Origin of the sequence: Acinetobacter sp. ANC 3929, assembly GCF_000369405.1 — a bacterium.
Lineage (GTDB): Bacteria > Pseudomonadota > Gammaproteobacteria > Pseudomonadales > Moraxellaceae > Acinetobacter.
On record NZ_KB850000.1, the window covers coordinates 223682 to 245595 of the forward strand.

Here is a 21914-nt window from a genome sequence, read left to right on the forward strand (position 1 = left end):
TATAGCACTAGTTCATGCTTTCGCACAGTCAAAAAAGCTTATTTTCACTGAACTTCGAGCTTATTGACAATCGATGTGGCGTGTAAAATAAACTGCCAAAAAGCTCAAAATTAGCTATTAAATGGAATATTTTACAGTTGACTGTTGCATCTGTTTTTGCAGATATTCCGTTGCATGGGCAGAAGTAAGTGGTTGTGAAAATAAGTAACCCTGTAATATGTCGCAATTTTGTCGTTTCAAATATTCGTATTGCTGTTCAGTCTCAACGCCTTCAGCCACAACTTTTAGGCCAATGGTTTTGCCCATGGCGATCATGGCATTAACGATCGCATCTTGTTTGGCATTGCCAATTTTTGAAATAAAAGCGCGATCAATTTTTAAAATGTCAATTGGATATTCGGTTAGGTAGGCGAGTGAAGAATAGCCTGTCCCAAAGTCATCTAGTGCGATTGAAATCTGACGTTCTTTAATGGCGTGTAATACCGTTTTGACACTTTCAGTATTTTCAATAAAGGCTGATTCGGTAATTTCTAGTTCCAGATTTTTTCCTGAAATGGCATAGGTATTTAACACCGCATCGATATCATGCAGTAGTTGACCACGTAAAATTTGTTGCGCCACAATATTGACCGCAATGTTGATAGTGTTAAAACCAAGCTTTTGCCACGTTTGTAATTGTTTAGCGGCTTCATGCAAAACGAACTGACCAATATCAGAAATTAAGCTGGTACTTTCCGCCAAAGGAATGAAAATGCTTGGCATGATCAAACCCTTAGTTGGATGTTTCCAGCGAATCAGGGCTTCAAAACCATTAATAAGATTATTGTGCGCATTGATTTTTGGTTGATAGTAAACAACCAGTTCATTGTTTTGAATGGCTTTTCTGAGATCGAGTTCTAAATCTGTATATTTCGCAACAAAATTGGCTCTTTCATTTGAATAGTAGCGAATCGTATTGCCACCCAAACGCTTGGCTTCAGTCAGGGCTTGTTCCGCATGAGTATTTAAATTATCGACTTGGCGACCATGTTCAGGATAGATGGCAACGCCAATTGAAATACTGACGAAGTACTCTTGATCAGCCAGATAAAACGGTTTGCTGAAGGCTTCAACGATATTATTGCAGAGTTGATGAATAGGCGGATGTAGCGGCGACATTTCATAAATAATCGCAAAGTCATCTGCGCTTAAGTGCGCGACCAACAGAGCATCAATATTACTGATGCGTAAACGTTGTGCGACCTGTTTTAGCAGTTCATTACCTGCTTGGTTACTGATAATTTCATTTAATGCACGGAAACGATCGATATTTAAACGGATAACTGCCAAATGCTGAATTGAAGCTTCATTCACCAAATACTGATGTAATTGTTGCTGATAATAAAAACGATTTGGCAGATCAGTAAGCGTGTCGTAATTGGTGAGGTAAGATAAACGTTGTTCCTGATGTTTTCGTTCGGTCTGGTCTGAGACAATGCCAATATAATTGATGACGCGATCCTGCTCATTTTTCACAGCATTGATGTGGATCCATAAAAAGCATGATTTTTCAGAATTATACGTTTCTTGAAATTCGCCTTCATACTCATGTTCTTCACGCAGGGTATCAAGAATAGACAAATGGAAATTATGGTGATGCTGTTTATTTTGCTTGGTAATTTCAAATAACTGTTTATTGACGATCGCTTGTTTATCAATGCCTGTAAGTTGTTCGTATTTCGGATTCACTTCAATATAGTTAAAGTTTTCATCTAAAATAAAAATGCCTTCAGAGGCTTGTTCGAACACACTGGCAGCGAGTTTTAAGCGCTCTTGATCTTTCTTTTCCTGATTGATATCACGATGAATACCGACCATTCTTAAAGGCGTATCATCTTTAGGATCTCTCAAAATCACCTGACCGACATCGTGAATCCATGTCCATTCGCCATTTTGACGCTTGATCCTGAACGTTTCTTCATAACGTTTAGTTTGGCCACAGAGGTGATTGTATAAGGTATTTTTGACACGCTCGATATCTTCTGGGTGAATGATTTTATGCAATAGGGTGTAGTGATTTTCAGAATCACGAGTGACTGCGTTACTGTGCGCATTGGTCACACCAACAGTATGATTTTCAAGATTCCAGTCCCAAGGACGAATTCCCGCAGTTTCATGAGCAAAGGTTAAGTTCTGGCGATGTTCTTCTAAACTTTCGTTCATCTGTGTCAGGTCAAATGTACGCTCACGAACTTTCTGTTCCAATAAGTGATTATTAAACTGGAGTTGTGCTTCAATATCTTTAGATTTATTGACTTCACGTTGTAATTGTTGGCACAGCTCTTCTGTCCATTGATTGTGCTGTTCAGCGACATCAATCAATTGCTTATTTTTATCCAGCACCAAGGCCAAACGTTTATGAATTTTGAAGGTGGCTTGAGCGCATAGGACTGTTGCAAAAAATGAAGAATAATAAGCAAGATAGAACAGGGTATGATCATGATCTCGATGTAATAACTGAGATACGATTAGTGGGGTAATACTTGGGATAAAAAATAAAAAGAAATAGCGGATATGTTGAGTTAAGAAGGTCAGTGCAATGATATGAGATGCAGTGAGTAACAATGCTGTCAAGGTTAAAACATGCGATCCAACCAGATGTGGGACGTCTACCATTAAATAGTGATTAATCACAATGGTATTGACCCCAATCAATAAGCCGGTAAAAAAACAAATCAATTGAAAAATAATATTGGTTTGTTTAGTACAGCGAACTGATGAATAACGTTTGAGTAAAAAATGACAAATACATGAAAAACTAAACAAAATGACGAGAGTGATACTCATCCATGTTGTAAAGATATTAGATTCAAAAGAATAAAAAAGACCAAATAGGGCATAATCTAACAGGCAAATACAAAATACGCTTAATACGAATAGGCGCACATGATTTGGATAATCGATTTGATCCGTGTAGATAAACTGTGGCAAATTTTTTTCCTGAGCCCCTAACATACAAAGAATAATCCTTTTCATTTTTTATCTATATTTACAGTCTTTGTTTTTTTGTAAACAGAGCAGAATTCTATTTTAAATTAACGCTAAACATAACAGAAAGCAATGCCGCTGCTTTAGTTCGATGTGAAGTGATAATTTAAAATGGATAAAGCAACAACGGGCGCAGTTTCCGTTCTGAGCACACGGTCACCAATACACCAGTTTTGAAATTGATGTTGATTGGCAGTGTTAATTTCTGCTTCACTTAAGCCACCTTCAGGACCAATGAGTAAGGCTAAATCAGGGGAACTATTTAGTAATACATTGTTCTGGTCTTTATTTGGTGCGAGTACCAAACGAGATGTCGGTAGCTCAGAACTTAGCCATTCTGATAGGGGAATTGGAGCGAGCACTTGAGGAACGCGATTCATGCCACATTGTTCGCAGGCCGCAATTGCAACGGATTGCCAGTGGTCCAATTTTTTCTGGTCGCGATCATATTTCAAACGCATTTCGCAACGTTCACTGGTCAACAGTTGAATGGTCGTAACACCCAATTCTGTGGCTTTTTGAATCGCATAATCCATACGATCACCTTTACTCATCACTTGACCCAAAACAACGGTGAAAGGTGCGGTACGATCAGCAGCTTCAAATTGATCAACAGAAACAAAGGCATTTTTCTTGTTGATTTGCGTCAGTGTTACGACATATTCACCACCTTTTCCATTGAAAAAGATGGCTTGCTCTTGTTCTTTTGCACGCAGCACACGTACCCAGTGATGAAATACCGCTTCGGTTAATTCAACAGTATTGCCAGTATTTAATTCGGTTTCGATATAAAAACGATTCATGCTTGGGTCGTGCTCGTACAAATTAGTTTAAACCAAGATCAACAACGAGTTGTCGAGTTGGTTCGGTTTGATTCATTGAATAAAAATGTAGGGTAGGTGCGCCACCTGCGATTAGGCGTTCGCAAAGTTTCACAATCACTTCGTGACCAAATGCTTTAATGCTTGCGCTGTCATCACCATAAGCAGCCAGTTGTTTACGGATCCAACGTGGAATTTCTGCACCTGTTCCGTCAGCAAAGCGGATCAAGTTACTCGCATTGGTAATCGGCATAATACCTGGTGCAACTGGAATATTCACACCAGCTTTGGCAATACGTTCGATGAAATAGAAATAGGCATCTGGATTGAAGAAAAATTGAGTAATACCTGCATTCGCACCAGCATTCACTTTTTCGACAAAGCGCTGAATATCACCATCAAATGTATCGGCTTGAGGGTGCATTTCAGGATACGCAGCCACTTCAATGTGGAAGTGATCGCCTGAATGTTCACGGATAAAGCGCACGAGGTCTTGGGCATAAGGTAATTCACCTAGACCGACCTGACCTGAAGGTAAATCGCCACGTAAAGCGACAATACGATCAATCCCTTGCGATTTATACAAATCTAAGAGTTCTGCAATCCGTGCTTTGTCATCACCAATACAAGATAGGTGAGGTGCAACTGGTGTGCCTTTGCCATTAAAATCATGAATGGCAGCTAGCGTACGTTCACGCGTTGAACCACCAGCACCATAAGTAATCGAGAAAAACTCTGGATTTAATCGTTGTAATTCTTGATGAACAGTTTTTAATTTTTCCGCACCAGCATCAGTTTTGGGTGGGAAAAACTCAAAAGAAATAGGAACACGGTTTGTCATTTCAAATCCTTTTTAAAAATCGCTTTGAATTTTTAGAAAAAAGGGCAGTCCGTAAAACGTCTGCCCTGAATTTCTTAGTATTTATAAGCGTCAGATTTGAACGGACCTTCAACAGGAACGCCTAAGTAATCTGCTTGTACTTGCGTTAACTGGGTTAACACACCGCCAAAACCAAGTACCATTGCAGCAGCAACTTCTTCATCTAATTTCTTAGGAAGTACTTCTACACGAATTGCAGCTTGTTTTTGATCAGCAGGTAAGTCCGCAAATTTTTCAGCGAATAAATGCATTTGACCTAGAACCTGGTTTGCAAAAGAACCATCCATCACGCGTGAAGGGTGGCCTGTTGCATTTCCAAGATTCACTAAACGACCTTCAGAAAGAAGGATAAGGTAGTTGTTTTCGTCTTCTGAACGATACACTTGGTGTACTTGTGGTTTTACCTCAACCCATTTGTAACCGCGTAAGTATGCAGTGTCGATCTCTGTATCAAAGTGACCGATGTTACACACTACAGCACCCGCTTTTAAGCTATCTAACATTGCAGAATCACATACGTGGTAGTTACCCGTAGTCGTGACAACAAGATCAGTATTGCCTAATAAATCTTGGTTGATGTCTTCTTTCTTACCTGTTTGTACGCCATTTTTGTATGGAGATACAACTTCGTAGCCGTCCATACATGCTTGCATAGCACAAATTGGATCAACTTCAGTCACACGAACGATCATGCCTTCTTGACGTAAAGATTGTGCAGAACCTTTACCAACGTCACCATAACCGATCACAAGCGCACGACGACCAGAAAGCAACATGTCAGTTGCACGTTTGATCGCATCGTTTAATGAATGACGGCAACCGTATTTGTTGTCGTTTTTCGATTTAGTAATCGAATCATTCACGTTGATCGCAGGAACTTTAAGTGAACCGTCTTTCCACATTTCTAATAGACGTTGAACGCCTGTTGTGGTTTCTTCGGTAATGCCGTGGATACGTTCTAAAAGTGCAGGATATTTGTCATGAACAAGTGCAGTTAAGTCACCGCCATCGTCCAAGATCATGTTGGCATCCCAAGGCTGACCGTTGACATTGATCTGCTGTTCTAAACACCAAACATATTCTTCTTCAGTTTCGCCTTTCCAAGCAAAAACAGGAACACCGCTTGCAGCAATTGCAGCAGCAGCATGGTCTTGAGTTGAGAAAATGTTACATGAGGTCCAACGCACTTCTGCGCCGAGTTCAACTAATGTTTCGATTAAAACGGCAGTTTGGATTGTCATGTGGATACAACCCAAGATTTTTGCACCAGCAAGTGGTTTAGCTGCCGAATAACGCTTACGTAAACCGATCAAAGCTGGCATTTCTGCTTCAGCAAGTTTGATCTCTTTACGACCATAGTCAGCAAGGGAAATATCAGCAACTTTAAAATCTGAAAATGAAGCATTCACCGCGTTCATCAGGATCTCCTAGAAAAATAGTATGGATCATTCTGTTCGCGGATGCCGTTGTCTTGCGAAGCGTTGCTTCTCACATCGAGCCTGGCAAATTGATCTTTTGTGCCGATCAATTGTCGCAGCATCCCTCGATTGGGGATTATGATACTTGGAAATTATGTTTGTTCCAATGAAATTTTGTTGGAAATGGTTAGAAAATGAAGAATTAAAAGGGATAAAAGTTTGAAGTATTCTTATCTTGATTAATCAAGGATTCCAAATCCCTTTGGAATCCTCAGGTTTAGAAAAATTTGTCATTAGGCTTTTAAATGATCTTCGAATTCTTCACCCAACTGCATTGCTAAAGCATTACCAGAGAGATCACAAGTAACTAAACCATATTCTTTTTTAAAGCTAAATGTAAAACCACGGTTATCTGTCAGATTTTTAACTGAATATCCCAATTTTTCTAACCAAATACGGAAAGCCAATACGTTTTTTGCTTTAACAACTCTGTTTTTCATGACAGATCTCCTTGTGAACATGTATTTATTAATAAGGGTCAGTTAAAATTTTTTAAAGGGGGATTGCATAGATTTATTTTTCCACATGTAAGTAATGTAAATTTAGCGTAATTTTTATAGATAGAATTTTATCTGTGTTTTTGTTATTCAATTGAATTTATTATATAAAATATTTTTTATTTACTCGAGTGGAAGCAAATTTTTTTAAAAAATTTCTTGGGTAAAATGTAAAAAATGATTTCATTTTCCACTTTATTGAACAAGCAGAAAATGAATCAATTGAGATGGTGAAGTTTAATTAAAATTGATCTTTCAAACTGCGAATGCGCGCAAAGTCTTCAGCACTTTCAGTACGCAGAAAAGGATTGGTTTCAAGCTCTAATTCAATGGTACTAGGGAGAGTAATTTGATCTGCTTCTCTGAGTGCTCTGACGTGTTGCATACGCTCTTGTAAAATAACATTGTGAGGTTCAACAGTTAAGGCAAATTCTGCATTGGCAAGTGTGTATTCATGGGTACAGTACACCTTGGTTTGAATAGGCAGGGCAGCCAGTCGGTTCAATGAATGATACATTTGCTCGGCTGTCCCTTCGAACAGACGACCGCAACCCATTGCGAATAAAGTGTCACCGCTAAACAGCGTTTCAATTTTTTCAATGAAATAGGTAATATGACCAAGGGTATGGCCTGGCGTTGCAATAATTTCAACTTTGAGATCATTAAAATGAAAATGATCGTCATTTTGCAAAGGGTTTGAGATCAGTGAAATTTTACTGAGTTCATCACGAGGTCCATAGACCATAATATTCTGATCTGCGAGTAGTCCTTCAACACCCCCTGTGTGATCACGGTGCCAATGGGTCAGCCAGATCTGTCTGAGTTGAAGACCATGTTGTTGGCAAAAATCCGTAACTAAATCTGCTTCTGTTGGATCAATAGCAACAACTTCGTGTGTATCTGTATCTTCCAATAACCAAATATAGTTTTTTAAGGCATTTTTGACGTCAATTGCATGAATCTTATAATGCATAGCCGAATCCTAAAGCTTTGTTTCGTGTGGTTATTGCCATTTGGGTGCTCATAATGAGTGCCTGTTTCTAGTGTAAGTGGAAATCTACTTCAGTGCAAAACTCCTGCTAATTTTTAGTGCTGAATAATGACTTTTTCGGGCATATTCTGACAGCTACTTTCCATGAATATCTTTATCGTTGACAAGTATCATATTTTCGATAAAGATGAGATAAAAGTTTTATAAGTTAATGGTTTATATTCAACTTTAGTTCTATAAAAATATTGAGTCAAAGCGAAATAATTTAAATGATTAGGCTGAACAAGATAACTACAGTTCATTTTTTAAAGACTAAGTTGTTATAAATCACAACAACAAGAGAGGGAACTATGTCTGATATACCCGATCATGAAGTGGTCGTTATCTTTAAGAAGTATTTATATCCGCTCTCTGCCAAACTTACAGAAATGCTGAATGAGCATTTTAGTCATCAAACAGAACGACGGGGCTGTGGCTATACCCAAGCAACACGTGTGATTGCGGAGTTTGTTTCGCAACCAAGGGATGCTATAGGCTTACAGGATTTACGTATTTTTGAAGAGTATGACAGTAAGGGCTTAAAGAATATTCTGAGTCAAAGTGCTTCCTATGGATTACAGCTTGACTCGTGGCGTAACTTAGATATCAATCCAGCAGTTCAACAATGTTTGCAACGTTTGGATCCACAAGAAAGCTTTGCGCAAAACCTGCAACAGGAAGTCGATTTTCAAGCCAAGTTAAGAATGCTTCATCAATATGCAGAGCTTGAAGAGAGCCAATTAATTTGTCAGCTCCTGAGCGATATTATTCTGCCACAGGATGCCCAGCAGAATAGTATGATTGAGTGTCAGGCTTTGGCAGAAAAGCCCAAAGTGGGTTCTTGTCCGATGGCGGAAAAGTTTTTCTTGCGCATTGCACATCATCGTTTATTACGGCAGGGTGAAATCAATATTTTCGTGAATGAGCATGATCAGCCGATCATGATGGAAAAATTGAATATGGGTGATAACCATTCCTGTATCAGCTTAGTACCTTTGATGATGAATGGTGTCCGTTTACCTGCGGGAAGTTTATTTTCTGCCAATTATGAAATCGAACAGCTCGAAAAACATAAAAATAAGCAATATAAGGGCTATGTGATCCCGATTGCCGAAATGAATGGTTTCTGGTTTTTACGCTTAACAACTTTAGCTGTTTCGCCAAAAAATCGTGCTCGGGCATTTGGGTATCACTTTAAACAACAGGTGGATAATGGATTATTTCGACCTGATACAACTGAATTAAGTCAGCTGATGGACATTGCACATGATCAAACTTACGTAGGGCATCCATGCTAAAAGCTTGTTATTCCCCACGCTATTTTGCACAAACGCATACCAATAGTATGGAAAAACTCACAGCCGTTGCAGATGTGTTGCGTACCCATCAAATGGTCGAGTTGGTTGATCCTGGGCTGATTGATATTGAGATATTAAAGAAATTACATCATCCACAATACGTGGATGCTTTTATATCAGGACAATCTGCGTTTGCAACCATCCAAGGGTTTAAGCCATGGAATGAACAGCTGAGAGATGCGATTTTATCAGTTCAGGCAGGGCAATTATTGGGGGCTGAAATTGCCCTGAAAGAGGGGGTTGCTGCAAATATTGCACAAGGATTTCATCACGCCAGTTATGAATCGGGTGCGGCCTATTGTACTTTTAATGGTCTAGCACTGATCGCCAAGCAATATCCAGAAAAACGTATTTTCGTTTTAGACTGTGACCAACATGGGGGTGATGGCACTGCTATTTTTACCAATCGAATGACCAATCTGATTAATTTTGGAATTTTTGGAATTCGCTTTGGCTGTAAAGCCAGTGAACGCAGTCTGACCCGTTATATTCATCCCAAACAAGGTAATTTTGATTTATACCGTGAAGCGATCTTTGAGGCATTTCAATATGCTTCGCGTTGGGAGGCTGATTTAATCATTTATCAGGCAGGTATGGACTGTCATCAGCATGATAAATATGGCTCTAAATGGTTTACCACTGAGTTGTTATTTGAACGTGATCGTATTGTCTTTGAAATGGCCAAGAAAATGAAAATTCCGTTGCTGTTCGTTTTGGCAGGGGGATATCAGGCACTGGATGATTTGGTCCCGTTGCATGTCAATACCTTTAAAGCAGCGAATGAAATCTACTTTTCCAAGTAAAATCAAGTCATAAAAAAACGCTCAAGCTGAGCGTTTTTTTATGAAGTCATGGGTTAGCGCAATTTTGCTAGCCAGTCACCCAGCATTTGTACCATTTGAACCAACAGTAATAACACGATCACGGTTAAAATCACCACACTTGTGTCAAAACGCTGGTAACCATAAGAAATCGCTAAGTCACCAATACCGCCAGCACCCACAGCACCGGCCATCGCTGTCGCTCCGATGAGAGAAATTGTGCCTGTGGTTAAATTTAAAATCAGAGAGCTGCGTGCTTCTGGAATAATAAACTTGAAGATAATTTGCCAAGGTGATGCACCCATCGCCTGAGCAGATTCAACAATCCCTTCATTCACTTCAAGTAATGAAGTTTCAATTAAACGGCCAAGATATGGACCGACATAAATGGTTAACGGCACAATTGCAGCCCACGTTCCAATCGAAGTTCCAACCAGCATCTTGGTCAGTGGAATAACAGCGATCAATAAGATAATGAAGGGAAGTGAACGCAGTGCATTGACAATCGGGTTGAGGAAATAATAAATCGCGCGATTTTGTAAAATACCACCTGTACGGGTAACCACTAAGGTAATGCCTTGTATGAGTCCCCAAATACAGCCGAACAGCAGCGAGAAGAATACCATTTGGAAGGTTTCTTGTAGTGCTGTAACAAATTGGTCGATAGACAGTGAGCTATGCCAAAACGGAGCGGTGACTTGAGTCAGCCATTGTACAATTAAATCTCTCATTGGCTGACTACTCCAGACTGTTCAACTTTTACCCCTTGAAGTTCAAGAAATTTCACTGTTTCTTGAATCGTTAGCGGATCACCCAAAAGTTGAATAAACATTTGTCCGATTACCGTGCCATTAATCTCTGTCATATTGGCAAACAAAATATTTAAGCTCACATCAAACTGCTTAATCGCTGCTTGAATCACGGTTTCTTGTGCCGAAGTACCCAAGAATTGCAAGCTGTAGATACTATTGTGATGCTTATGTTCAAGATTATTCAAAATGTTGACTGGTAATTGTTGCTGCAATACTGTTTGAATAAAGGTCTTGGTGGTTGGATGCTGTGGTTGACTGAAAATATCTAGTGTCGGGCCTGTTTCAATGACATGACCAGCTTCCATTACCGCAACATAATCACAAACCGATTCAATCACATCCATTTCATGGGTGACCATGACAATGGTGATATTTTGTTCTTGGTTAATCTTTTTTAATAGCGCCAAAACAGATTTGGTGGTTTGTGGGTCGAGGGCAGAAGTTGCCTCATCACACAGTAAAATTTTAGGGTGATTTGCTAGTGCGCGTGCGATGCCAACACGTTGTTTTTGACCACCTGAGAGTTCATCAGGGTAGGCATCTTTTTTATGTTTAAGATCAATAAAATCAAGTAATTCGGCGAGGCGCTTTTCTCGCTCTGCTTTGCTGTGACCAAGTAATTTTAATGGCATTTCAATATTCTCAGACACAGTTTTGGTCTGAAGTAAATTGAAGTGCTGAAAGATCATACCGATATTTGCACGTTCTTGACGAAGTGTACGTGCATCCATTGCAGTAAAGTCTTTTTGGTTAATAATCACTTGTCCCTGAGAAGGGCGCTCAAGTAAATTCACCAAACGAATGAGCGTACTTTTACCTGCACCACTATAGCCAATAATGCCGAAGATACTGCCTTCTGGAATCTCTAAGTTGATCTGATCCAGTGCATTAATCGTTTGACCTTTCAACTGATAGTGTTTCGAAATGTTTTTAAATTGGATCATGTTCGTCAATACTATGCAAAAAAGAAAAAACAGGCAAAATCACTTTGCCTGTTTTATTTGAGGGTATTATATTACGAATTCGCTTCTGTGAGGTAGCTTGTTGGTTTATTTACGTCAACTTTCGTACCAGCAAAGTGTTCTTGAACATATTTCTTTACTGCTTCCGTATGATAAAGCGCGCCAACTTTCTGGAGGACAGCATCATCTTTACGTGATTCAGCAGTTGCCAATACATTGACATTTAACTTGGTGCTTTGATCAACAGGTTCATAGTAGATTGCATCTTTAAGAACGTTTAAACCACCTTCCATTGCAAGCGTATTACCCAATAAAATTGCATCAACTTCGTCTTTAACACGTACAGCTGTTGCCATTTGGATTGGTTTGATCACGATTTTTTTGCTGTTTTCGATAATGTCAGCAGGGGTGCCTTTTACAGGATCGAAGTCTGCTTTTAATTTAATCAAGCCAGCACTTTGTAAAAGTAACAAAGCACGTGATTCATTCGCACCATCATTTGGAATCGCAATCGTAGCACCTTCAGCAAACTCTTCAACTTTCTTCACTTTGCTTGAGTAAATACCCATTGGTTCTAAGTAAGTTGTTGAAACAGGAGCAATCTTGTCTTTATTTGCAGCATTAAATGCGACAAGGTAAGCGTAAGATTGGAACGCATTTAAATCAACTTCTTTATTCGCTGCGGCAGTGTTCATTGCAACGTAGTCAGTGAAGTTTTTAATTTCGAGTTTAAGGCCAGCTGCTTTGGTTTCTGGCAATGTTGCGATATAACGCCAAATATCAGCGTCTGAACCTGTAGAAGCGATTACAACGGTTTGTAATGCAGCAGCATCACCTTTTTGTTCGGTAGATGCGGTATCAGGTTGTTTACTGCAGGCTGCAAGTAATAACACAGATACACTTAAAAAAAGACTAATCAGCTTTTTCATGTATAAATCCTAATCGGAAAAATGTCGAGAAAATCATTATTTCTCTAGCATTCATGATTGCAATAGGTTTGTATGTTGTAAATTGACATCGCACTCAAAACAATCCCTGGATTATTGTAAAAGTTTGAACAAGTGTGATACCTACAACATCCGAAAAGTAGATGAATATTCATGTTCCAATTCAGTATATACAGATAGGAACCAACTGTTCATCTCATTTTCAAATCAAATTTGGATTTAGCTGCAATTTGTTTTGTTAGGTGCAATATTCCAGTCATTTAAAAATAATGAAAAAGAATATGTAGTTAACATAAAAACAACATCTAAAATTTCGGCAATCATAGCAACAATTTATGGGCGGTTATAGTGCAACCACCTGTACTTAGGAGACCAATAGCCTGATGCGTTAAGGAAAATCATCGACTAAGTAAATCTAAATAAATGATAGTTTTATAGTTTTTCTAGAAAATATAGAGAGATGAATCAATTGAATAATAAATATATATTTTTCTGAATTTTATATTTAAATAATGAATATAGAATTTATGTTTATGCAGTTTATGGAATAAAAAAGCCTTCCGAAGAAGGCTTTTTTATTTGCTTAAAAATTTATTCAGCTTTTTCACGAGCAATTGCGCGGTAACCAATGTCACTACGGTATTGCATACCCGTAAAAGTCACTTGCCCACATACTTCTAATGCATTGATTTGTGCTTCTAGCACGGTATCACCAAGTGCTGTAACGCACAGTACGCGACCACCAGCGGTAATCACATGACCATCAGCACTCATTGCAGTGCCTGCGTGGAAAATCTTGGTGTCTTCTGGAGACTGACCAAGACCTGAAATCACATCGCCGTTACGTACGGTTTCTGGATAACCTTCTGCTGCGAGTACGATACCAATTGATTTACGTTCATCCCATTCAGCTTCGCTTGGCAAGTTACCTGCAATACCTGCTTCAACTAAATCAACTAAAGATGATTTTAAACGCATCATAATCGGTTGGGTTTCTGGATCACCAAAGCGACAGTTGAATTCGATCACACGGGGTTGACCTTGTTCATCAATCATCAAGCCTGCGTATAAGAAACCTGTATAAACATGACCGTCTGCTGCCATACCATCAACAGTGGGGCGCATCACTTCGTTCATGACACGTTCAAAGACTTCTGCAGTCACTACAGGTGCAGGAGAGTAAGCTCCCATACCACCAGTGTTTGGACCTTCATCACCTTCGAAAATACGTTTATGGTCTTGTGATGTGGCCATCGGCAAAATGTTATTGCCATCGATCATGCAAATGAAGCTTGCTTCTTCACCTGCAAGGAACTGTTCAATCACGACACGAGAACCAGCATCACCAAACTTGTTACCTGCAAGCATATCGTCAATAGCAGCAAAAGCTTCTTCGTTAGTCATGGCTACGATGACGCCTTTACCTGCAGCTAGGCCGTCCGCTTTAATTACGATTGGTGCGCCATTTTTCTCAACGTAGGCTTTAGCCGCATCAACTTCGGTGAATACGTCATAAAAAGCGGTAGGAATGTTGTGACGTTTTAAGAAGTGTTTAGCAAATGCTTTAGAACCTTCAAGCTGTGCAGCATACTGAGTTGGCCCCCAGATTTTTAAACCTGCTTCACGTGCTGCATCTACTACACCATTGACTAATGGTGCTTCTGGACCAACAATGACCAAAGCAACATCATTCTCTTGTGCAAATTTGATGATGGCTGGATTGTCTAAAATATTCAGATCAATATTTTTACATTTGTCTTCAGTTGCTGTACCTGCATTACCTGGTGCAACGAAAACTTGAGTGACTTTTGCATCTTGTGCGATTTTCCATGCAAGTGCATGTTCACGGCCACCGCTACCCAAAACTAAAATATTCATTATTAAGTTATTTCCCTTTTTCAGTATCTAAGAATATACCTGTTCAGAATAAAAAAGTCCCCTCTGAATCTCCCTAAACTCCTCTTTGACAAAGAGAGCAACATGCTTTTTAGTTTGGATAAAAGTAAGTCCCCCTTTTTATAAAGGGGGATTTAGGGGGATTGTGCTAGAGACTCAGATCATTTAGTGACGGAAGTGACGCATGCCTGTGAAGACCATTGCAATACCAGCTTCATCAGCTGCTGCAATGGTTTCTTCATCACGCATTGAACCGCCTGGTTGGATAATGCATTTAATGCCAGCTTTTGCAGCATTATCAATACCATCACGGAATGGGAAGAAGGCGTCAGATGCCATAACTGCACCTTCAACTACTAAACCGGCATGTTCTGCTTTAATTGCGGCGATACGTGCTGAGTTAACGCGGCTCATTTGACCTGCACCAATACCAACGGTTTGACGATCTTTAGCATAAACAATCGCATTTGACTTGACGTATTTCGCAACTTTCCAAGCAAAGATCAAATCATCAATCTCTTGCTCAGTCGGTGCACGCTTCGTCACAACTTTTAGGTCATCTTTAGTGATCATGCCTAAGTCTTGGTCTTGAACCAATAAGCCGCCATTGACGCGTTTGTAGTCAAGCTGTGGTGCGCGTGCATCAATTGCAGGAAGTTCACCGCAAACCATGACACGAACATTCTTCTTCGCACCTGTGATTTCAAGTACACCATCTGCAAGACTTGGAGCAATAATCACTTCAACAAATTGACGATCAACAATCGCTTGAGCAGTTGCGACATCTAATTCACGGTTGAATGCAATGATGCCACCAAATGCAGACTCAGGATCGGTTGCGTAAGCAAGATCATAAGCAGCTTGAATACCGTCTAGCGAAACAGCAACACCACATGGGTTGGCATGTTTAACGATCACACAAGCAGGCTTCACAAAAGATTTCACACATTCAAGTGCGGCATCTGTATCTGCAATATTGTTATAAGAAAGTTCTTTACCTTGTAATTGCTTTGCAGTAGAAACTGATGCTTCTTGAGCAGTTGCTTCAACATAGAAAGCCGCATTTTGATGCGGGTTCTCACCATAACGTAAATCTTGTGCTTTATTCAGTTGGGTATTGAAGGTACGAGGGAATAGGTCTGCTTCACCTTCAGTTTTACCAACGCGTGCACCTAAATAAGATGCAATCATGCCATCGTATTGTGCCGTGTGCTCAAATGCTTTTACTGCTAAGTCGAAACGAGTTTCGTAAGACAACGCACCATTTGTTTTTAATTCAGCAACTACTGTGTCGTAGTCAGCTGCATTTACGATAATACCTACTGATGCATGGTTCTTTGCTGCGGCACGAACCATTGTTGGACCACCGATATCGATATTCTCGATTGCATCTGCAAGTGAACAGTTTGGTTTTGCTACTGTTGCTGCAAATGGATACAGGTTAACAATCACCAGATCAATCGGATCGATGTTGTGTTCTTGCATCACTGCTTCGTCCAGACCACGACGCGCTAAGATGCCTCCATGAATTTTTGGATGTAATGTTTTTACACGACCATCCATCATTTCAGGAAAACCTGTATGTTCAGAAACCTCTACTACGGCGATATTGTTGTCTTTAAGCAACTTATATGTACCGCCCGTAGATAAAATTTCTACCCCTAGCGCTGCAAGATTTTGAGCAAATTCAACGATTCCAGTTTTATCGGAAACAGAGATTAAAGCACGTTTGATAGTCATGATTTTAGTCAACAGTTTGAAGTCTACAGATTGAAAATAAAAGGCAAAAAAAATGCCCACGAGAACGTGAGCATTTTATCAATTATTCACTCATTAAACCGTGAGCTTTTAACTTTTTGCGTAAAGTTCCACGGTTAAGGCCTAAAATCTCAGCGGCACGTGTTTGATTACCGCGAGTATATTCTAAGACCACAGATAAAAGAGGTTTCTCCATTTCTGCTAAAACCATGTCATAAACTTGAGATGGTTGCTCACCTTGCAATTGTGCAAAATAATGACGAACTGCGCGATCTACATGGATGCGAAGAGCGACATCAGATTGAGCCGTAAAAATAGGAGATTTGCTATTCATGCGTTTTAATCCGAAAAATCAAAATATCTACTTGGGTAAAGTGATATAAATGTGGTCTAAATTACTGAGTCCTGTTTTAGATCCTAAAACAGTGACTCTAAAACAATGGGACTATTAGCTTGCCACAAATCCTCGAATTGTGTAAAAAATAAGCGTAACAATAGTTAAATATTTGTTACAGCCTACTTTTAAAAACAAAAAAACCAACAATGCGCTTATGGGATAGAAGCACAGTTCGTTTAACGATTTTATTGTCTATAAATAACGAGGAGTAAGTAGGTCAAAGCATTCGTGGCGCGTATCATACCACTGTCAGCGAAAAAGTGAGCAATTAAACTTCACTTTTTTTTGTTTTTTTGTCACTTTTTTGAGCTTTTAGGGCTGTACAAATTCTAAACTATAGTCATTGAAGCTATTTTTGCTTTTTGGAAGGGTGAATTCGAAGTGAAAAGGACTGTTGCTTGGAATACGTTGAATCGTTTTCAAACTTTCGACTAAATAATCTTGTGGTTTGAGGATGACGTTAAAAACGGCTTCGTCATCTTGTTTGAGCACAACCTTAATAGAAGGGAGTGCCACACTATTCTCATGATGATTCAAAAGCACACCAGAAAAAACGGTTGTATCTTTCTCGGCCCGCTTTATTTTTACTTTTTCAAAGCTGAGGTCTTTATATTGTTCATTGCTGGTTTTGCATGAAAAAATGCCACATGCATAATTAAACATCTGATTCAGTGCTGGGCTTTCGTGCATCAGTTTAGGGTTGAACCATAGAATCTGAAATGCAAACACTAAAATTAAAGCAATATTCCCTAGACCCCACAAGGTGTAGTACAGCCAGCCATGCTGTTTGTCATTAGTCTCATGATCAATTAACAGGGTATCTTCCGACAGATTTAAATTGGGTAAGGCTGTAACAGGTTCGGTGTTAAAGTAATTCAAGTTATTGAGATAAGTTAATAAATCAATATTTGAGTTTTCAATTTTCTGATCAAAGATGCGCAAAATCTGCATTTGCTTTTCTGCAAACGAGCTGTCAGGTTGAATTGAAGAAAAAAGCGAGCGATTGGTCGGGGTCGGGATATCTTCGCTTTCTGATTCTAATAAATTGGTGAGTGCATTAAAGTTAATCACGCATTTTGGACAACAAACCATGCCCTGTGCAACACTGAGTTGTGAAAGGGTCACTTTGTACACAGTTGAACATTTAGGGCAGCGGGTTTGTTTTTCACTCATAAGTAACAGTGTTCTCAAATTGTTGTTTTACGTTTTCCTGAAATGCGACACCAGTTTTCTTCACGCTTTTCAATCTCTAATATATCAAAAAACTGCGAGTAAACACTAGAAACATCAGCAACTTGCTCTTCGATTACACCAGCAAGTGCGAACTCACCCTCATTTTTTAATAAAGTTGAGAATTCAGGCGCAAGCGCCATTAGCGGTGCCGCTAAAATATTTGCGACAAGGACATCTGCTTGTTGTGGTTTAAATTCTTGATCAAACTCTTCAGGTAATCCTACATAAAGACGATCCAGTACACCATTCAAATCTGCATTTTGTTTTGTAGCAAGTACCGCTTGAGGGTCGATATCGGTTGCATAAACTTTTTTTGCACCCAATAAAAGTGCGGCAACACCTAAAATCCCTGAACCACAACCATAGTCGATCACGATTTTATCTTTTACATCTGTTTTACCCAACCATTGTAAGCATAAGAAGGTACTGGCATGGTTGCCTGTACCAAATGCAAGACCTGGATCAAGCTTGATATTGGTTGCATCTGCTTCAGGTGGTTCTAACCATTCAGGAACAATCCAGTATTTCTCACCAATTTGAATTGGCTCGTAATAATCCATCCATGCACGTTCCCAGACTTGATTTTCCAAGTATTGGTGACGCATAGGTACATCTGGAAGTTGGACTTTTAAGAAAGCTTCTAAAGTATCGACATCAATTGGATCATCTTCTTCTTGTTGGTAAATCCCTGTAACGATGACTTTATTCCAAAGTGGTGTTTCTCCTGGTAATGGCTCTAACAAAGCTTGATCTTCTGCATCATCCAAGGTAACGCTCACCGCCCCTAATGACAGGAGTAATGTTTCGGTTAGTTCAACTTGATTTTGATCAACAGTAATATGAATTTGTAGCCAGTTCACAGGAAAACCTAAATAAATGTATTTGCGAGTATTGTAATAGATTAAAACTTATTAAAGGGATTATAAAACAGACAGATTACAATTTTAAGGGCAAATATTTCAGCTAGATTGGCTTATCGCATTGTTTTTATCGTGGATAAATAAAAAAAGAAGGTCTACAGAGACCTTCTTTATGATGACTACAATTAAGGTGCAGTTTGTTCTACATCGGGTGTAACTGGCGGAGCAGGGGCTACAGGTGGCGCTGCAATAGGTTCACTCACAGGACGCGGTGCAGACTGTGTTTCTGCAAGACGGCTTTGAGTTTCAGGCGCTGCATTATTTGCAGGTGTTGGTGGCTGGAATGCTAATTTACCTGCTTCATTCGGTTCACATGAACCATTGAAAACAACGCCTTTATAGGCAAAAGAAACTGGATCACCTTGTTTTTTGCCTTTACAAACCTGCTGATACTTCTTGGCTTGCTGATCTTGGGTCGCCTTGGTATCTGCATGCGCAGCTACGCTAAAACATAGGCCACAAATAAGAGATGAAAATAAAAGCTTTGTGTTCATGTCATTTTCCTAAGTATTTGTTATGCACTTTTTAGGATAAGAAATTGAACAGATAAAACAGTGGTGTTCAAGTTAATAGTGATGATTCGCTGTGTGAAGTATAAGAGGAAAATGCAACATAAGGTTTCTTTTTGTTTATTCTGTAGCCAGAACAGTGGCTTGGAACCTACAAGAATATTGATGGTTTTTGCCAATTTAATGGAAAACTCCTATATAATACTCTGTCATTTTTTGAATACACATTTACCACTATGCACTATCCTAAAGTTTACGACGTTATCGTAATTGGTGGCGGTCACGCTGGTACGGAAGCAGCGCTCGCTGCGGCACGTATGGGAAGACAAACATTATTGTTGACGCATAATATTGAAACTTTGGGGCAGATGAGCTGTAACCCGGCAATCGGTGGTATTGGTAAATCACATCTTGTCCGCGAGATCGATGCACTTGGCGGTGCAATGGCACTTGCTGCAGATAAAGGCGGTATTCAATTCCGTATTTTAAATTCACGTAAAGGTGCTGCTGTACGTGCAACGCGTGCGCAAGCAGACCGTGTACGTTATAAAGCTGCAATTCGTCATACTTTAGAAAATCAAGCCAATTTGGATATTTTTCAACAGGCTGCGGATGACTTAATTGTTGAAGGTGATACCGTTAAGGGTGTTGTTACCCAAATGGGGATCCGTTTTGATACCAAAACCGTGGTCTTGACGACAGGAACATTCTTGGGCGGTGTGATCCACGTTGGTTTGCAAAACTCAAGTGGTGGCCGTGCAGGTGATCCACCGTCAATTGCTTTGGCACATCGTTTACGCGAGCTTGATTTACCGGTTGGTCGTTTAAAAACTGGTACGCCACCGCGTATTGATGCACGTACGGTCGATTTTTCTGTGATGACGCCACAACCGGGTGATTTCCCATCTCCAGTCATGTCGTTCATGGGTGATGTGTCGATGCATCCTGAACAAGTTAATTGCTACATCACGCACACCAGCGAAAAAACCCACGAAATTATCCGTGGTGGTTTAGATCGTTCACCAATGTATACCGGTGTGATTGAAGGTGTGGGCCCACGTTATTGTCCATCGATTGAAGATAAAATTCACCGTTTTGCAGATAAAGATTCACATCAGGTGTTCTTGGAGCCAGAAGGCTTAGATACCCATGAACTTTATCCAAATGGTATTTCTACTTCATTGCCATTTGATGTGCAGTTCAATTTAGTTCGTTCGATCCGTGGTATGGAAAATGCGCATATCCTGCGTCCGGGCTATGCGATTGAATATGATTATTTCAATCCACAAGCGTTGAAGTTCACACTTGAAACCAAAGCAATTCAAAACCTGTATTTTGCTGGTCAAATCAACGGTACCACAGGTTATGAAGAAGCCGGCGCACAAGGTTTACTTGCGGGCTTGAATGCTGCACGCCGTGCTTGGGAACAAGAAGAGTGGACACCAAAACGCGATCAGGCTTACATGGGCGTATTGGTTGATGACCTAATTACATTAGGGACAAAAGAACCGTACCGTATGTTTACTTCACGTGCGGAATACCGTTTGATGTTGCGTGAGGATAATGCGGATCAGCGTTTAACTACGATTGGCCGTGAACTTGGTCTGGTTGATGATGAACGTTGGGCTGCCTATAGCGAAAAAATGGAAGCGGTTGAGCGTGAAACCTCTCGATTACAGCATTTATGGGCTGCGCCAAATAACCCAATGGGTAAAAAATTCGTTGAAATGACGGGTGCAGATCTCAGTAAAGAATGTAGTGCGATCGACTTGCTGAAACGTCCGAATATTAATTTTAGCCAAATTGCTGAATTAACTGGTTCGGAAGTGTCTGAACATGTGGGTGAGCAGATTGAGATTGCGGTGAAATATGAAGGCTATATTAACCGCCAGCATGAAGATGTAGCGCAATTAAAACGTCTTGAAGAAACCAAGATTCCTGCTGATTTTGTCTATGATGGTATCTCAGGGTTATCACGTGAAATCACTTTGAAGTTAAATACTGTTCGTCCAGAGACCTTGGCTCAAGCGAGTCGTATTCCAGGTGTTACGCCTGCAGCAGTGCAATTGGTCATGATTACGATCCGTAAAAACAATATGGCGAAAAAAACAGCTTAAGTTGTCGCTAGATTGATTTTAAGTCATATGAAAACACCCTTTTTTAAAGGGTGTTTTTTCTTGTAGATATTCTGATAGGGCATATTTGATGATGGGAGATGGGTAAATGAACAACTGGATTATTTTATTCATTGCCATTACAGCGGAAGTGATTGCAACATCAGCCCTGAAAAGCAGTGAAGGTTTTACCAAGCCAATTGCATCTATTGTTGTGGTTGTGGGCTATATGATTGCATTTTATTGTTTGTCTTTGACCTTGAAAACGATCCCCGTTGGGATTGCTTATGCGATTTGGTCTGGTGTTGGGATTGTCTTGATTACCACGGTAGCTTGGTTTGTGTTTGATCAGAAACTGGATCTTTGGGGAATTATTGGCATTGTGTTGATTATGAGTGGTGTGCTGATTTTAAATTTATTGTCTAAAACCAATTCACATTAACGTTCTCATAAT

Annotated in this window: 19 protein-coding genes; 4 read left to right on the forward strand and 15 right to left on the reverse strand. The window is 39.8% G+C overall.

The features are described from left to right. Positions 1 to 117: 117 nt before the first annotated feature. The 6 genes from F909_RS07400 to gloB all read right to left on the reverse strand — a co-directional run bounded on the left by F909_RS07400 (position 118) and on the right by gloB (position 7676). Positions 118 to 2994, reverse strand: a complete 2877-nt coding sequence (locus tag F909_RS07400; protein WP_005151889.1) for a bifunctional diguanylate cyclase/phosphodiesterase — start codon at positions 2992 to 2994, stop codon at positions 118 to 120. A 116-nt stretch (positions 2995 to 3110) separates the two neighbouring features. Beyond that, positions 3111 to 3830 carry a 16S rRNA (uracil(1498)-N(3))-methyltransferase gene (locus tag F909_RS07395; protein WP_005151890.1) on the reverse strand — a complete coding sequence of 240 codons (720 nt, stop codon included), beginning with the start codon at positions 3828 to 3830 and terminating at the stop codon, positions 3111 to 3113. A gap of 22 nt (positions 3831 to 3852) precedes the next feature. Continuing rightward, positions 3853 to 4689, reverse strand: a complete 837-nt coding sequence (gene metF / locus F909_RS07390; protein WP_005151892.1) for a methylenetetrahydrofolate reductase [NAD(P)H] — start codon at positions 4687 to 4689, stop codon at positions 3853 to 3855. A 74-nt stretch (positions 4690 to 4763) separates the two neighbouring features. Continuing rightward, positions 4764 to 6146: an adenosylhomocysteinase gene (ahcY, locus tag F909_RS07385; RefSeq protein WP_005151893.1), complete on the reverse strand. Its 1383-nt coding sequence runs from the start codon at positions 6144 to 6146 to the stop codon at positions 4764 to 4766. Between the two features lie 293 nt (positions 6147 to 6439). Then, positions 6440 to 6646, reverse strand: coding sequence for a hypothetical protein (locus tag F909_RS07380; protein ID WP_004654498.1), 207 nt, complete (start codon positions 6644 to 6646; stop codon positions 6440 to 6442). A 298-nt stretch (positions 6647 to 6944) separates the two neighbouring features. Then, complete coding sequence (gene gloB / locus F909_RS07375; RefSeq protein WP_005151894.1) at positions 6945 to 7676, reverse strand: hydroxyacylglutathione hydrolase; 732 nt, start codon at positions 7674 to 7676, stop codon at positions 6945 to 6947. A 368-nt stretch (positions 7677 to 8044) separates the two neighbouring features. On the opposite strand from gloB, the gene F909_RS07370 reads away from it, so the two are divergent. Together F909_RS07370 and F909_RS07365 are read left to right on the forward strand one after the other, a co-directional pair. After that, positions 8045 to 9031 carry a hypothetical protein gene (locus F909_RS07370; protein WP_005151895.1) on the forward strand — a complete coding sequence of 329 codons (987 nt, stop codon included), beginning with the start codon at positions 8045 to 8047 and terminating at the stop codon, positions 9029 to 9031. Next, on the forward strand, positions 9025 to 9894 hold the full coding sequence (locus F909_RS07365; RefSeq protein WP_005151896.1) for an arginase family protein: 870 nt from the start codon (positions 9025 to 9027) through the stop codon (positions 9892 to 9894). The genes F909_RS07370 and F909_RS07365 overlap by 7 nt, the downstream gene beginning before the upstream one ends. 53 nt (positions 9895 to 9947) lie before the next feature. Here F909_RS07365 and F909_RS07360 read toward each other — a convergent pair whose 3' ends face one another. From F909_RS07360 to F909_RS07320, 9 genes are all read right to left on the reverse strand, one after another. Next, positions 9948 to 10643: a methionine ABC transporter permease gene (locus F909_RS07360; protein ID WP_004654491.1), complete on the reverse strand. Its 696-nt coding sequence runs from the start codon at positions 10641 to 10643 to the stop codon at positions 9948 to 9950. Beyond that, positions 10640 to 11668, reverse strand: coding sequence for a methionine ABC transporter ATP-binding protein (locus tag F909_RS07355; RefSeq protein WP_005151899.1), 1029 nt, complete (start codon positions 11666 to 11668; stop codon positions 10640 to 10642). Before F909_RS07355 ends, F909_RS07360 begins: the two co-directional genes overlap by 4 nt. Before the next feature lie 71 nt (positions 11669 to 11739). Then, on the reverse strand, positions 11740 to 12615 hold the full coding sequence (locus F909_RS07350) for a MetQ/NlpA family ABC transporter substrate-binding protein (protein ID WP_005151915.1): 876 nt from the start codon (positions 12613 to 12615) through the stop codon (positions 11740 to 11742). A 609-nt stretch (positions 12616 to 13224) separates the two neighbouring features. Beyond that, positions 13225 to 14511: a phosphoribosylamine--glycine ligase gene (purD, locus tag F909_RS07345; RefSeq protein WP_005151917.1), complete on the reverse strand. Its 1287-nt coding sequence runs from the start codon at positions 14509 to 14511 to the stop codon at positions 13225 to 13227. Positions 14512 to 14694: 183 nt separating this feature from the next. Continuing rightward, entirely contained in the window at positions 14695 to 16269 is a 1575-nt protein-coding gene (gene purH, locus F909_RS07340; RefSeq protein ID WP_005151921.1) for a bifunctional phosphoribosylaminoimidazolecarboxamide formyltransferase/IMP cyclohydrolase, read from the reverse strand. Between the two features lie 82 nt (positions 16270 to 16351). Then, on the reverse strand, positions 16352 to 16621 hold the full coding sequence (gene fis, locus F909_RS07335; protein WP_001086304.1) for a DNA-binding transcriptional regulator Fis: 270 nt from the start codon (positions 16619 to 16621) through the stop codon (positions 16352 to 16354). A 375-nt stretch (positions 16622 to 16996) separates the two neighbouring features. Next, positions 16997 to 17857: a DUF3426 domain-containing protein gene (locus F909_RS07330; protein WP_005151924.1), complete on the reverse strand. Its 861-nt coding sequence runs from the start codon at positions 17855 to 17857 to the stop codon at positions 16997 to 16999. A 14-nt stretch (positions 17858 to 17871) separates the two neighbouring features. Continuing rightward, complete coding sequence (gene prmA / locus F909_RS07325; protein ID WP_005151926.1) at positions 17872 to 18777, reverse strand: 50S ribosomal protein L11 methyltransferase; 906 nt, start codon at positions 18775 to 18777, stop codon at positions 17872 to 17874. A 185-nt stretch (positions 18778 to 18962) separates the two neighbouring features. Then, entirely contained in the window at positions 18963 to 19331 is a 369-nt protein-coding gene (locus F909_RS07320; protein ID WP_005151928.1) for a hypothetical protein, read from the reverse strand. 251 nt (positions 19332 to 19582) lie between these two features. Here F909_RS07320 and mnmG point away from each other — a divergent pair, with 251 nt between their 5' ends. Both mnmG and F909_RS07310 read left to right on the forward strand, forming a co-directional pair. Next, a complete protein-coding gene (mnmG, locus tag F909_RS07315; RefSeq protein WP_005151930.1) occupies positions 19583 to 21463 on the forward strand; it encodes a tRNA uridine-5-carboxymethylaminomethyl(34) synthesis enzyme MnmG in 1881 nt (626 codons plus the stop codon). Positions 21464 to 21569: 106 nt separating this feature from the next. After that, positions 21570 to 21902 carry a DMT family transporter gene (locus tag F909_RS07310; protein ID WP_005151933.1) on the forward strand — a complete coding sequence of 111 codons (333 nt, stop codon included), beginning with the start codon at positions 21570 to 21572 and terminating at the stop codon, positions 21900 to 21902. The last annotated feature ends 12 nt before the right edge of the window (positions 21903 to 21914 follow it).

Coding starts and splice junctions, on each gene's coding strand:
- purD (WP_005151917.1), bottom strand. CDS start 14,511: ATGAATATTTTAGTTTTGGGTAGCGGTGGCCGTGAACATGCACTTGCA.
- F909_RS07370 (WP_005151895.1), top strand. CDS start 8,045: ATGTCTGATATACCCGATCATGAAGTGGTCGTTATCTTTAAGAAGTAT.
- F909_RS07350 (WP_005151915.1), bottom strand. CDS start 12,615: ATGAAAAAGCTGATTAGTCTTTTTTTAAGTGTATCTGTGTTATTACTT.
- F909_RS07380 (WP_004654498.1), bottom strand. CDS start 6,646: ATGAAAAACAGAGTTGTTAAAGCAAAAAACGTATTGGCTTTCCGTATT.
- fis (WP_001086304.1), bottom strand. CDS start 16,621: ATGAATAGCAAATCTCCTATTTTTACGGCTCAATCTGATGTCGCTCTT.
- F909_RS07400 (WP_005151889.1), bottom strand. CDS start 2,994: ATGTTAGGGGCTCAGGAAAAAAATTTGCCACAGTTTATCTACACGGAT.
- F909_RS07320 (WP_005151928.1), bottom strand. CDS start 19,331: ATGAACACAAAGCTTTTATTTTCATCTCTTATTTGTGGCCTATGTTTT.
- gloB (WP_005151894.1), bottom strand. CDS start 7,676: ATGCATTATAAGATTCATGCAATTGACGTCAAAAATGCCTTAAAAAAC.
- F909_RS07355 (WP_005151899.1), bottom strand. CDS start 11,668: ATGATCCAATTTAAAAACATTTCGAAACACTATCAGTTGAAAGGTCAA.
- F909_RS07330 (WP_005151924.1), bottom strand. CDS start 17,857: ATGAGTGAAAAACAAACCCGCTGCCCTAAATGTTCAACTGTGTACAAA.
- F909_RS07365 (WP_005151896.1), top strand. CDS start 9,025: ATGCTAAAAGCTTGTTATTCCCCACGCTATTTTGCACAAACGCATACC.
- F909_RS07310 (WP_005151933.1), top strand. CDS start 21,570: ATGAACAACTGGATTATTTTATTCATTGCCATTACAGCGGAAGTGATT.
- F909_RS07360 (WP_004654491.1), bottom strand. CDS start 10,643: ATGAGAGATTTAATTGTACAATGGCTGACTCAAGTCACCGCTCCGTTT.
- F909_RS07395 (WP_005151890.1), bottom strand. CDS start 3,830: ATGAATCGTTTTTATATCGAAACCGAATTAAATACTGGCAATACTGTT.
- mnmG (WP_005151930.1), top strand. CDS start 19,583: ATGCACTATCCTAAAGTTTACGACGTTATCGTAATTGGTGGCGGTCAC.
- metF (WP_005151892.1), bottom strand. CDS start 4,689: ATGACAAACCGTGTTCCTATTTCTTTTGAGTTTTTCCCACCCAAAACT.
- purH (WP_005151921.1), bottom strand. CDS start 16,269: ATGACTATCAAACGTGCTTTAATCTCTGTTTCCGATAAAACTGGAATC.
- ahcY (WP_005151893.1), bottom strand. CDS start 6,146: ATGAACGCGGTGAATGCTTCATTTTCAGATTTTAAAGTTGCTGATATT.